10 protein-coding genes and 1 pseudogene are annotated in these 13046 nt (G+C 39.8%); 1 reads left to right on the top strand and 10 read right to left on the bottom strand.

The genetic code is table 11. The features are described from left to right. The first annotated feature begins 60 nt into the window (after positions 1 to 60). Positions 61 to 1242 carry an IS256 family transposase gene (locus O2S85_RS15520; protein ID WP_269410047.1) on the top strand — a complete coding sequence of 394 codons (1182 nt, stop codon included), beginning with the start codon at positions 61 to 63 and terminating at the stop codon, positions 1240 to 1242. A 193-nt stretch (positions 1243 to 1435) separates the two neighbouring features. On the opposite strand, the gene O2S85_RS15525 is transcribed toward O2S85_RS15520, so the two are convergent. The 10 genes and pseudogenes from O2S85_RS15525 to O2S85_RS15570 all read right to left on the bottom strand — a co-directional run bounded on the left by O2S85_RS15525 (position 1436) and on the right by O2S85_RS15570 (position 12944). After that, on the bottom strand, positions 1436 to 2029 hold the full coding sequence (locus tag O2S85_RS15525; RefSeq protein WP_269410210.1) for a transposase: 594 nt from the start codon (positions 2027 to 2029) through the stop codon (positions 1436 to 1438). A gap of 436 nt (positions 2030 to 2465) precedes the next feature. After that, the gene (locus O2S85_RS15530; protein WP_369420108.1) at positions 2466 to 3890 is read right to left on the bottom strand and encodes a discoidin domain-containing protein; all 1425 of its coding nucleotides are present in this window, start codon (positions 3888 to 3890) and stop codon (positions 2466 to 2468) included. Beyond that, positions 3888 to 5333, bottom strand: a pseudogene (locus O2S85_RS15535) (glycoside hydrolase family 84 protein); the annotation flags it as partial. The pseudogene O2S85_RS15535 and the gene O2S85_RS15530, both read right to left, overlap by 3 nt. A gap of 573 nt (positions 5334 to 5906) precedes the next feature. Beyond that, a complete protein-coding gene (locus O2S85_RS15540; RefSeq protein WP_269410211.1) occupies positions 5907 to 6605 on the bottom strand; it encodes a copper homeostasis protein CutC in 699 nt (232 codons plus the stop codon). Positions 6606 to 6755: 150 nt separating this feature from the next. Then, entirely contained in the window at positions 6756 to 6971 is a 216-nt protein-coding gene (locus O2S85_RS15545; RefSeq protein ID WP_269410212.1) for a hypothetical protein, read from the bottom strand. After that, entirely contained in the window at positions 6972 to 7568 is a 597-nt protein-coding gene (locus O2S85_RS15550; protein ID WP_269410214.1) for a ribonuclease H1 domain-containing protein, read from the bottom strand. Positions 7569 to 7892: 324 nt separating this feature from the next. Beyond that, the gene (locus O2S85_RS15555) at positions 7893 to 9380 is read right to left on the bottom strand and encodes a peptide MFS transporter (RefSeq protein WP_269410215.1); all 1488 of its coding nucleotides are present in this window, start codon (positions 9378 to 9380) and stop codon (positions 7893 to 7895) included. A gap of 238 nt (positions 9381 to 9618) precedes the next feature. Beyond that, a complete protein-coding gene (gene pdxA / locus O2S85_RS15560; RefSeq protein WP_269410216.1) occupies positions 9619 to 10617 on the bottom strand; it encodes a 4-hydroxythreonine-4-phosphate dehydrogenase PdxA in 999 nt (332 codons plus the stop codon). Next, complete coding sequence (locus O2S85_RS15565) at positions 10614 to 11912, bottom strand: four-carbon acid sugar kinase family protein (RefSeq protein ID WP_269410217.1); 1299 nt, start codon at positions 11910 to 11912, stop codon at positions 10614 to 10616. The genes pdxA and O2S85_RS15565 overlap by 4 nt, the downstream gene beginning before the upstream one ends. A 15-nt stretch (positions 11913 to 11927) precedes the next feature. After that, positions 11928 to 12944: a 2-keto-3-deoxygluconate permease gene (locus tag O2S85_RS15570; protein ID WP_269410218.1), complete on the bottom strand. Its 1017-nt coding sequence runs from the start codon at positions 12942 to 12944 to the stop codon at positions 11928 to 11930. Between the last annotated feature and the right edge of the window lie 102 nt (positions 12945 to 13046).

Raw genomic sequence — 13046 nt, forward strand, 5'->3', positions numbered from 1 at the left:
AAAAAAGAGGTAGGGTATCCTCAAAATTGGACAACAAATAAAGAGAGGAGAAACCCTACCATGTCTCAAAGTATAACGGATCATGACTTTATAAATCAACTGGATAACCTTGTACGTGACTTTGTCAAAGAGCAGTTGGAGACCATCATGGAGGAAGAAAGAAAGCAGTTTTTCGAGGTAGAACACCCTGAATTGAAACAAGTGAAAAACGGTTATTACAAACGGTCCCTTGATACCAAACACGGTCATATTGATGATCTCGCAGTACCTCGTGATCGCCATGGTGACTTTCAGACGGAATTATTTGATCCTTACCAACGCCGTGATCAGTGGGTAGGTGAAACAGTGACGCGCATGTATCAGAAAGGCGTTAGTACGCGTGAAATTGGGGAAATGATTGAACATATGCTAGGATCTTCCTACTCCGCCACAACCGTCAGTAACATCACGGAAGCGACAGTTGAAAATATTGAGGCCTGGCAGCAACGCCCATTGAATAAACGCTACTCAGTCCTCTATTTGGACGGAACCTATTTAAAGTTGCGCCGGGATGACGTTGCCAATGAGGTCGTCTACATCGTCATTGGAGTTAATGAGAATGGCTACCGCGAAATTCTCGGATTTTATGTAGGCGGTCAGGAAAGTTCCTTGGGCTGGAAAGAGATTTTGATAGATCTTTACGAGCGCGGGGCTGAAGAAGTGTTGCTTGGTGTGTTTGACGGTCTTCCCGGGTTGGAAACAGCTATGAAAGAGGTGTACCCAAAAGCCGATGTCCAGCGATGCGTTGTTCATAAAATCCGCAATGCGTTAAATGCCGTGCGTAAAAAGGATCAGACAGCCATAGCAGAAGACTTAAAACCTATTTATCAGGCAAGTACCAAAGAAGAAGCCAGAAAGCAATTTAACGCATTTAAGCAGGTTTGGCAATCGAAGCATCCTAAAGTCGTGAAATCATGGGAAGAAGATCTAGAAGTGCTTCTGACTTTCCTGGATTACCCATCGTCTATCCAGCGCGTGATATACACGTCGAACATCATCGAGCGGACGATGAAGGAAATCAAGAAGCGCACAAAAACCATGAACAGTTTACCAAGCGAAAGGGCGACAGAAAAAGTAGTGTACCTTCAAGTAACCGACTATAACCAAAGATGGGGAGAACGAAAATTAAGGGGATTCGCAAGCGCTTATCAGCAGCTACAGGACATGTTTGAAAAACGATACGGGAAACCAAATAATATCTGATTTAATTTTCTGACACCTACCCTGGGTACCCAGGGTAGGTGTCAGAAAACAAATCCCAATTCCGAGGATACTCTATTAATTTACACAAACTTATTGACAGTACCTAGATTTCACATCCTCTTTTTATTTTTATGCATCTGCTTGACCCATCATATTATTTACCGAAATGTAACACTACAGCGTTAATTTGCTTTCACGCAATCCTACAACTTTCTCTCTTTAAAGAATGGGATTTGTGGGCTGTCGTGTTACGTCTTAAATGGTATTCGATTTTCCTTAATGCTTTCCGGATAGGGCCCTCATTGTCTACAAGTGATGCCACGACTAGCTTCAATGCCATTATCAAGGATAAAATGGGTCTTTTTTTATTTGTTACAAGCAATCTGATATTCAAAAGAAATTCATAGGCAATAAACACCAAAATCGCATGACGATGCCAGGCCGGCCATGATCTGGCCTCGACATGATCCATTCCCAATTGCCCCTTCATCTCCTTGAAACTCTGCTCGATCGGCCAACACAAGATCGATGCCTGGCATAGTTCATCCCGGCTCGTACCTTCAGGGGCATTGCTAACAGAATATCGGGTTTCACCATCTTCTCTTCGCTGAATAAACAGCCAACAAGCTTCGGTTTCGTATTCCCCGTTGTCCATTTGAAAGGCGCGGTAAACACGTATACATTTGATTTGGGCGTAAACAGGGCCCTTTGAACCTTTCCCAAGACGCATGGATTCCCATGGGATAAAAATACCACTTAAATCATAGAAATTTATCATCACCTCCATCAATTGGCCCGGGTGCTGTTACACCAATGCCAACAATTTTAGATGCTGCACATCTATATAATTGACCAACCTCCTTGTAATCCCTTTCAAATTTAACCCCCTTTTTTAAATTTCCTGTTTTGCTCATTACGGATAATCAACGTTCCTACCCATATTTTTATAGAAAACAAACTAATAATAATACCCCTATGAGGAAAGAGTCTACTAATTAAATTGGTTTTAAAAAGTCGAAATTATTTTACCACAAATTAAAATATTTGTAAATAACAGATTAGTATCCACCAACCAAAGGTCTTTATGTTCAAATAGGTTATTAAGGCATGGTGAACACGCACTTTACATATCGTCGAAAAACCTTACACTTGTGAAAAGCGAACGGCAGTCGATGCTGTTCGCTTTTCATATGGATAAAACATACTTTTTTCATACAACGATTCTATTGCCACTTTTCGATTAGAGCATCGGCATTCATCATTAGGTTATGATACACTTCCTCAGAAATCACTGCGTTCTTCAACTGATATTCAAGCATTTGTTTAAAACTTTCCAAATGTTTGACAACTTTGTCCGCTAATTGTTTGTTTTCGTAATGATTTATTGCAGTCAGGTGAAGGATTAAGGAATGAACACCTGCTTCATCAATGGCCCCCTCTTTGCCAAGCTGTTCTACTAACGCATTTAATTCTGCTGCATTTTCTACTAGTCGTGGATTCCCCGGTTCATATTTTGGCGGCAATTCCACGTCTCCTTCAAGCCCCATCACTTCAAATTCATAAATACGTGCTGCATTATCATCGCCTTGTGTTGGTTTATCGACAATTAGTCGAACATAACGCCCTTTTATGACGGGAATCTGATCGTTTGTTACAGCACTTTTATTATCTGTTACCTTTACTAAATCCTTAAAGTTTTTCCCATCCTTACTGATTTGGATACGATAAGCTAATGTATTCGAACTCGATGGCTCACCACCGGCTTCCGCATGTTTCATCACAATTTCACTCACTACATTAGTGCCGCCTAAATCCACCGTTAACTTATGGGTACCAGAATCATTTGCGCACCATTTTGTCTGGGTACTTCCATCGACTGCAAATTGTGATTTCTCCGTTTTGGCGCAATTACTAGAGGCAGTGATTTCTTTACCAAGGGCAAGGTTTGTCTTTTCGCTTTTTGCAAGATCCGTTACTGTAATGTATTCCTGTCGAACAACTTTATCCTTTCCGAGGGGATTTTTGCCAACTAGTTTGACAGGATAAATCCCTTCCTTTTCGTAAACAACCTTTGGGTTTTGTGCTGTACTGTGCTCCACTTTTGCACCTTTAAAAGTCCATTCTATTTCCTCTGTGGTTAGTGAACTAGTATTCTTAAATTGTATTTTTTCAACGGGTGCAACCAACGTTTTTGAAACATCAAATGAAACTACTGGTAAAGGATCAAAATCCAGAGCTTCCTTAATAAATGCGAGAACCGTTTTTTCTGAAACTCTAGCGCCGCGATTCAGTGCAGGTAAATTGGATTTGAGTTTCTTTTTTAATTTTTTGTACGCATCATCCACTTGATTATTTTTGGCTAAAACCATATCTAAGGCAAGTTTACCGTTTTCCCCTAATAGTTTTAGCTTATCCAGGTTTTCTGAGGATTCTTCTAGTGTCTCAGCAGGCAATTTTTCTTTCAAGATATCTGCTGCTTCAACTATGTCAGCAAACTCTTCGTTTAACTGATTTATTTCTTTTGTCGCATCCTTTCTTTTAGATAATTTTTCCCAGAATTGATCCATCGTCTTACGGACATTCTCAGCATCTTCACGTCCAATACCTTTACCTGTCATACGCGATGAATGATTAGCAAAAGTTTTCATTTCCGGAGCAAGATCTCCAAAAAGAAGCTCAATGGAACGATTCCATGATCGATCGGAATCGTATTCCGATGTATTCCAGGAATAATCTGCTCCTGTTGCCAATGCAATTTTGGAAAGATTGGCATGCTCCATTGGATTCATTGTAAAAAAGTCAACTTTTCCTTCCAGCCTTTTATCAATATTAACAATTGGGCCAAGGGCAAGTTTTGATTTCAAGTAGTCTGATACAGGATAGTTCCACCAAACGCCAATTCTATCACCATAAACCTTTTGCATAAATTCAACATTTTCTAAAGGGAGTTCTTCTGAAACAACAGCCTGTCCAGTCCACATTATCTTTATATCCTTATCAATCGTTTCAGAGAATCCCTTTGTATAGGCATTCAAATCACCAACCACACCCATGGCTTGCGTATTATACTTGGTCGGGACTGTGATAAGAGGTTTGATATCTTTTCTCTTTTTAATAAATTCATCATTAAAGCGGTTTAATAGTTCCGCTTGCTTAACACCATCTTTATTACTAATATCATCAAACAGAATAGCAAAACTGCGTACACCCATGTCATATAGTGATTCACTCTTTGCTAACAGGGCTTAAAAATCATCCTCTCCCCCTTGACCATTGAAACGAATATCGATACCTGGAGAAATCGCAAAGGTAAAATCAACTTTATTTTTCTTGGCTGTATAGATCAATTCCTTCATACGTTCCATTTCATTTTCCGGGTATGGTTCACGCCATTTTTCACGATGGTACGGATCATCTTTAGGAGCATAAATATATGTATTCATCTTATAATCTCCATAGAAATGAATCTGGTCTAATCGATCATGATGACTCCATGGATCCCCATAGAATCCTTCAATAATGCCTCTGACACTCATGGATGGTTCATCAGTTATGAGCGAATTCTTAAATACTAATGATCCATTATCTTTCTTAGCTAACTGCACAAGCGTTTTCACGGCATAAAAAGTACCATCTTTATCTTTTCCCTCAATGAAGATTATTCCTCCATGGCTTATATCATTTGTCTCCGAGCGAATCGCTAGCATATAACCTTCACTCTTTAAGCTGGACAGTTCAGGAAGTTCAAGTAGCTTTTGCAATTTACCGACTCTTGGTGAAAGGTGATTATTTTCTCCCAAAGCTATAGTTGCGGAAGACTTGTTGAACAATTTATTGACGGCAATATCATTTTCTTTTAGAAATTCTTTCAATACTCGTAAGGCATCTTTATCAGCAGATTCTTCACCCAAAATATTTGAACGACTACTAACTTGTAATGTTCCCTTGTTACTTTCAACGTGGCTGGGTAAAGGGATTAACCTATCACTTAGGCTATCATTTGAATTTGATTGTTCACTAGCATAGGTTATGGAGTTATGGAGGCAACACCTGCAGCCAACGTAATGGTGATTATTAACGTCAAGAAACAATAGGCTATTTGTTTTCGTATTTATGACTTTTACCTCCTGGAATTAGTTGTGTTTCATTACATTCTTTGGTTGCATTAAGATTTTAAGAAGTACTACCTTTATAATCTCTTTATACCGGTGCCACCATTAACCGGCGCCCACAGCCTGTGATAAAAAACCAATCCAGTATTTCCTTCCCTTTATTATGATTGCGCTTTCTAAAAGGATGTCACTATCTTCTTCGTTATCCTGCATACCTTTAAATCTTACCACTGCTTTAATTAGATAGAATCAGTCAAAGGAATTAAATTAACCTAAAAAATTGTCCAATCTGGAGACATCCATATTTTTAAAGATACACAACAAGCCTTTTTATATCATTGTATTATTATGAACGTATTAAACTGCTATCACATTTTAATAAACCCACCAAATCGGAAATTTCCCCCTTCACCATTGCTCTAATAACGGCTGAACATCCATTAAAAATTCAAAATCCAGCTCATCAAAATAATAATTGGTCAACGTGAATCACCTCCATGTTCGTAATAACCAAAAAAATCGAACCGGACGTCCACTTTTTTCTGGAAAAACCTATTCCTCATTACATAATACATTACGAATCATTCGCACCGCCTTTTCATCCATTCCATTCTCAAAAGTCTGATCCACCCTTACAGCCTTGCCAAAATGGTATTGATCAGCACCTACATCCCAATGAATTTCCTGTATATTTTCAGGAGACAACCCTGATCCAGGCATTATTTTTGGGCCATTTAATTTGTTTGCCATTTCTACCAGGTTTCGCAGATTCATTTTTCCTTCCAAACAATTGCTTTTCCCCCCTGATGTTAAAATTCGTTTGACGTTCTGATGATATTTCGCTAATGTTTGATAAGCTTCAATTTGCGATGGAACCTCATCAAATGCCCGGTGAAATGTAATATCCACTTGCGGAAATGAAGAAATGACAGATTCCAGTATTGGTTCATTGATTGTCCTATCCTCATTCAATGCGCCAATGACAATCCCTGCTGCACCAGCATCCAGTGCCATATGTATATCTTCCCGGATAATTTCCAATTCACGATCGGTGTAAAAATAATGGTAACTGTGCGGCCGAATCATCACCTGAACAGGTATGGAAACCATTTTTAACACTTGTTTGATTGTCCCGTAACTTGGCGTTAATCCACCCTCCTGAATAGCCGATACCAACTCAATACGGCTTGCTCCAAATTTTTCTGCATCAATTGCCTCATTTCCATTCTGTGCTATCATCTCAATGATCATGTTAAGCAGTAACCTCCACAATGTATTGTTTTTGCCATTTGTTTAGATGATTTTCTTTTAACTTTTATATTAACAGGACATTGAAATTCAGTCTCTATTTTGTCCCTACGAATAGGTACGTCGGCTCATAGTTAATAACTATAACTATAATCATGCCCTTTTTTGCGGGTCTTGCCTGAAACCTATTGTCAAAATGGCATTAAAAACTTTTCTTGTCCATATATGACATTTTTCCCCAAGTAAAGGCTGGTCAATTAATTTGCTGGAAATTCCATAAAAAAACGATACAACAACATGCGCGTCCATTGTCATATCGCCTATTTTTAAATACTGAAGAACCTTGGTAATCTTTACTACACAATTCATTCAGGCAAAGGCATCTTTCGCCAGCTCATCAGCTAAATCATTATATTTATCACCAGAATGACCTTTTACCTTAACAAAATAAATATCTACATCCTTTTTTACATCATCATAATATCGCTTATAAGCAATGGTTCCCTCTTTTTTGGCCTGCCATTCCCCTGTGCACCATTTAGCAATGCCTTCATAATCATGATAAATTGCTAGACTCTTCGCTCCGTTTTCAACAGCAAAAGCCATGGCCTTTTCTGCTCCTTTTAATTCGCCGGCAACATTTCGCATTGCTGCCAATTCCGGATCGTTAAATTTTGCGGAAAAGCGATGCTGCTGCCCTTGAAAAAACACGACTGCACCATAAGAAAATTCAGAGGTTACCTTATTAAAACTACCATCAACATATGCCACAACCTCCGATTTAGAAGCCGTGTCAATTGTTTTTTCACCATTGGATCCCTGCAAGTAATTTTCGGCTTCTGTTTTACTAGTAAAACTTTTATATACAGCCCCTGAATATCCATGCACGTTGCGTTTACATTCATCCCAACTCGTAAATATACCAGTTTTTTTACCTTTTTTTACAGCATAATATTTTTTTGCCATCGTATCATCGCACCATTTCTTGTATATTGTATATTAAGTTAAGAGAAGATCTCACACGTAAGCAATTTCGTTGGTTTAATCTTTATTGTTTTTTCTATCAAAGGTTATTCATCAAGGTTTCCAAGCCAATTTGATTTCTTTTTCATCTTAACAATATGATATTCCACAAATCAGCCAAAGTCAAGAACATTTGTTTGTATTCATTTTAAGAAAAGGGAGACTCCAGGAACCACTTGACATATAGGCTACAGTGGGTCTTTCGAGTGAATTCCTCCATTAAAAAACTGCTAGCACTTTACTACTAGCAGTTTTTCCAGCACCGCGTTAATCAATCCCGCGCATTAGCTGATGAATTTTTCCCGATGTAATAAATAGCAGTAAACCAAGAAGAACAGAAATTCCGCCGATCACACCAAAGTATAAAACTTCCGTGTCAAACGAATATAGCCGAACAATCTGTGCATTAATGGCTTGTGCTGAAGCATTAGATAAGAACCATAGACTCATCGTTTGTGCAGAAAATGCTGCCGGTGCAAGCTTGGTGGTTGCTGATAAACCAACTGGTGATAAACATAATTCCCCTATAACAACCAGGAAGAAGCTGAGTACCAACCATAATGGACTAACAAGTGTATCTGTTCCATTCATTAAAGCAGGGATAATCATCACGATAAATGAAAGACCTGCAAAAACTAACCCAATCGAAAATTTCGTCGGAGTCGATGGTTGCCGATTCCCGAGTTTAAGCCAAAGCCATGCGAAAACTGGTGCGAAAATAACGATAAATAGTGGATCCAATGATTGAAACCAGGATGATTGAATTTCCAACCCGGCGAAATGAAGCTGTGTTCGCTGATCTGCGTAACGAGCCAGAATGATCGATCCTTGTTCCTGAATTGCCCAAAACATGATGGCTGCAATAAACATCGGAATATAAGCCAGCAATCGGGAACGCTCCACTTTTGTTGTCTTCGGGCTTCGATACATGACAATAAAATAGATAGTTGGAATAACAATACCGCAAATACTAACAAGCATAGTAAACCGGTCGATTGTTAAAAGCCCTGTATAAATGGAAATGGCACCCAAAATAATCACAATAAGCGCAGCAATACCAATTCGACCAAATACAAGTTTACGCTCAGCTGCTGTTAGCGGGTTGGGCACATTCGTCCCAGCCGGTCCCAAATATTTTCCCTTGGTAAAGATGAACATGATCAAACCAATAAACATTCCAATGGCTGCCAGGCTAAACCCAAGGTGAAAATTATATTCCTGTCCAACAGTTCCGACAATTAACGGCGCAATAAGTGCACCCATATTGATTCCCATATAGAATATACTAAAACCAGAATCACGGCGATAGTCTTCTTTACTATACAAATCACCAACAATATTGGAAACATTCGGTTTAAGCAGTCCTGTCCCAATGACAATCAAGGCCATAGATACGAACAATCCTGTTATGCTTCCCGGAAAAGAAAGAACAATATGACCGAACATGATCAGGATACCGCCATAGAAAGTGGTACGAGCACTTCCCAGCAATCGGTCGGCAATCCAGCCGCCGATAATTCCGGACATATACACGAGAGAACCGTAAACGGCCATAATCGATGCAGCCGTTCCATGATCCATCCCCAGGCCGCCTTTTGAGATTTCATAGTACATATAAAATAATAAAATCGCGCGCATACCATAATAAGAGAAACGCTCCCAAAATTCAGTGAAAAAAAGCGTAGACAACCCCTTCGGATGTCCAAAGAAACCTTTCTGCGGGATATCTTGAATATTTTGATTATTAGACGACATAGCATAACCTCCTTGTATAACAAGTCCATTATACTATTGATTATTCAGTTATGAAAGTTATTTCTTCGTTTTAATAGGTCCATTAATTGAACTATTCTAAAAATAATACTTCGAACAAATGGCTCTTGGACTATTCCATTTAGTCAAGAACTAATATAAAAAAATAACCTCTGCCAAAAATTCAGCAGAGATTATTCGCCACCTTAATACCTATTCGATTTATATCGTCGAAACTCCATCACTCAGTTGGCGCTAATTCAATCGACTGACGAAGCGCCTCTAACATGCTTCTTTCATCAACAATACCTTTTCCCGCGATGTCAAAAGCTGTTCCATGATCCACACTAGTCCGGATAATTGGTAACCCAACGGTAATGTTTACACCGGCTTCAAGTCCCAACACTTTGATCGGTCCATGTCCTTGATCATGGTACATCGCAACAACAATGTCAAAGTCGCCACGTTGAGCACGAAAGAATAATGTATCAGCTGGAAGCGGACCCTCAACTGTAATGCCTTCTGTTTTAGCCTTTTCTACAGCTGGAATGATTTTCTCCTCTTCTTCTCCGTAACCAAACAACCCATTTTCACCTGCATGTGGGTTAATGCCGCAAACACCGATTTTAGGCTGGTTGATACCTGATTTCGACAGGGTTTCATGCGCGAGGCGAATCACATTGTACACCCTTTCCGGCTTGATCGAATGGATAGCATCCAGTAAGCCGATGTGTGTTGTCACATGGATAACCTTCAATTTTGGCGATGATAACATCATGGAAAATTCCTTCGTTCCTGTTAGTTCAGCCAAAATTTCCGTGTGACCAGGATAATTGTGTCCACCTTTATGCAAAGCCTCTTTATTTAGAGGTGCTGTACAAATGGCATCTATTTTCCCTTCGTTTGCCAGTTCTATCGCTGTTTTCAAATATTGAAATGCCGCGTCGCCCGCTTTGGCAGATACTTGTCCAAAAGGAAGGTCTGCCGGCAGCAAATCAAGGTCATAACAAGCAATTTCACCAAAGTTTGTATTTGTCAGGTCTGCATGACCATCGATTTTGTTAATGACAATATTTTCATTTAAAACGTTGGCAGCGCGCTCCAGCATTTTTGCATCACCAATGACAATCGGATGGGACTGCTTATATATTGTTTCATTTTGTAGGCTTTTTACGATAATTTCCGGGCCAACCCCGGCTGCATCACCCATCGTAATTCCAATTATCGGTTTCTTGCTCATTGTTTACTTACCCCTTTCATTTCCTGCATGGCGTAATAAATGGAATCTTTCCCGCCAAAGGCACCTGCTTTGGTCACCACAGTGAATGTCTTGCTTGTACCAATTAACGTTCCCAGTGGAATGCCTGTTTCAATTTGTTTCATTAAATTAAAACCAATTCCACCTAAATGACGTGTCGTATCTTTTGCCGTATCTCCGCCGGTCAACATGAAACCAGTTAATTGGTCGTTTTCTTTTGTAACCTGCAAAACAATTTCAGCCAGTGCTTTGGATACATGTTCCCCGATTTGATTATCCGTTAATCCAAGTGCTTTGCCTTTTTTTTGTACTTCGTTTCTTGTCCGCTCATCAGAAGGAACATGTAGAACAATATCGTTTCCGTGTTCCAGTGCTTCCAAACAGCTGTTTACGTATTGTCTGCTGATGCTGTTCCAGTCCTTTGAAAATATTCGTATGCTATCTATCTCCACACCGCTAACTTTCGACTGTGCCTTCGCGTATGCTACTTGTTTTTGTGTGATGGAAGATAAGCTGCCACATACCGTCATGACATACTCTGCACAATCAACATGTTCGGTTTGTTTTTCTTGTGCAATACCTAGAACATCAGGCAGTACTTCAGCCAGCCCTGCAGATCCTGCCCAAATCACATCGCTCGTAACAGTTGTTATTTTAGCTGCAAGTTTTTGAAGATCTCCTTGTGTTTGGACATCGCAAACGAGATAATGTATATTTCTTTCTTTAAAATGGTTGAGTATATCCCGAAAATCTGACAAGTTTTTGCTGAAATCAGCTCGTTTAAGCAATCCGACCTTCTTGCCAATTTCGTTTTCAATGATTTTGGGAATGAATGATTCCTTCACAGGGTGTTTCGGATCATTTGCCGCTTCAGTTGCTGCTAGTTCCGTTCCGTTAACAAAATGCACACCATCAACAGTTGTTCTCCCTAGTTGCGGATATGCCGGGGCAATCACAACAAAATCGACCGGAAACGCCTCAAATACCGCTTGTAATTCTGTCCCGATATGCCCACGTAAAGTGGAATCCATTTTTTTATACATATGCTTATACCCTGACTCCTTGAGAAAACGTGCAGCCTGTTTGGTTACATCAAAAGCTTGTTTTTGCGACAGGGCACGGGAATTGGTATCAATAACAATACCACTATCCAGCAGGTCTGCATGTTGCGGCAAATCAAAAAATACTGAAGTGCTGATTCCCTTTTCTGTGAGCTGGACCCCGCTGTCATTTGCTCCAGTTAGGTCATCTGCAATAATTCCAATTTTCTTTTCCATGTCTATCCCTCTTTATTAAGAACTTGCATGAGAGGCATCTTTCGGCGAATCATCTATTATATAATCATCCGGTACAGTAATGCCTTTCTTTTCTAGACGTTTTGTCAAAAATCCAATATAAAATGGCAATAAAATAGCGGTCGTTACAACTGATGCTGCAACCTGAACCGTAGCCAGTTCCACATTCGCTGCAAAAGAACTGCTAGCTGCCGCAATTGCAGCTGGTGTTGCAACAGCATTTCCAGCTGTAGACCCTTCTGAAGCACCTGCAATTGGGTTCCATTTGAATGCTTTAAAGACAAAGTATCCAGCTGTTCCTGTTGCGAAGACAGTTAATAACCCAAGAATCACACCGCCTAAACCGCCATGAATGATGCTTCCAAAATCAATGCCCATTCCTAAAGCAAAAGCAAAGAATGGAATAAGCATGGAGCTCCCTTTATCAAGAAACTTTCTCATCTCTTCATCCAGGTTACCTAACACCATACCGACAATAATCGGTAATAATACGGAAATGAATGAAACGACAGAAAACATACCATTGACAAATCCCATCGCACCAAAGATGGCCAAGGCTACCATGGTAAAGAATGGTCCATCGTTTAATGCCAACAATGAATATGCTGCTCGATCCGTTTTGCCCCCATATTGACCGACAAGTGCCACATATAGCCCACCATTACTGTTCGTCATAGCAGCAATAATGGCAATCGGTGCCAGTCCTAGCCATAAACCATTTGAATCAGCAAAAATATAGGCGATCAAACCAACAACTGCACCAACTACCCATTTGGTGGCCAGCAGTGTAGCGCCTTTGCCAAGACTAACTCCGACATTGCGAAGATTAATCTGCGCACCTGTACATAGCAGAAATAATGCAATGAGTGTACTTGATCCATCCACAAATAATGCCTGCGTAAAATTACCAATTCTCAGTAGGTCCGGCGCAAACGTATTGATTGTAGCCGCTATCAATAATGGGACGACCATCATACCTCCAGGAACCTTTTCCAGAAATGCTTTGATTTTCACGTTGAATCCCCCTTGTAATCGGCGAAGTGTTTTACGATGAAACACCAGCTATCTATTAAGCGATTTCATAACCATATTATAATTATTTATGATATAAAATGC

Source organism: Lentibacillus daqui (assembly GCF_027186265.1).
Taxonomy (GTDB): Bacteria; Bacillota; Bacilli; order Bacillales; family Amphibacillaceae; genus Lentibacillus_C; species Lentibacillus_C daqui.

Excerpts from the sequence above, each read along its gene's own strand:
- O2S85_RS15520 (WP_269410047.1), top strand. The coding sequence starts at position 61 with ATGTCTCAAAGTATAACGGATCATGACTTTATAAATCAACTGGATAAC.
- O2S85_RS15525 (WP_269410210.1), bottom strand. The coding sequence starts at position 2,029 with ATGGAGGTGATGATAAATTTCTATGATTTAAGTGGTATTTTTATCCCA.
- O2S85_RS15530 (WP_369420108.1), bottom strand. The coding sequence starts at position 3,890 with ATGAAAACTTTTGCTAATCATTCATCGCGTATGACAGGTAAAGGTATT.
- O2S85_RS15540 (WP_269410211.1), bottom strand. The coding sequence starts at position 6,605 with ATGATCATTGAGATGATAGCACAGAATGGAAATGAGGCAATTGATGCA.
- O2S85_RS15545 (WP_269410212.1), bottom strand. The coding sequence starts at position 6,971 with ATGAATTGTGTAGTAAAGATTACCAAGGTTCTTCAGTATTTAAAAATA.
- O2S85_RS15550 (WP_269410214.1), bottom strand. The coding sequence starts at position 7,568 with ATGGCAAAAAAATATTATGCTGTAAAAAAAGGTAAAAAAACTGGTATA.
- O2S85_RS15555 (WP_269410215.1), bottom strand. The coding sequence starts at position 9,380 with ATGTCGTCTAATAATCAAAATATTCAAGATATCCCGCAGAAAGGTTTC.
- pdxA (WP_269410216.1), bottom strand. The coding sequence starts at position 10,617 with ATGAGCAAGAAACCGATAATTGGAATTACGATGGGTGATGCAGCCGGG.
- O2S85_RS15565 (WP_269410217.1), bottom strand. The coding sequence starts at position 11,912 with ATGGAAAAGAAAATTGGAATTATTGCAGATGACCTAACTGGAGCAAAT.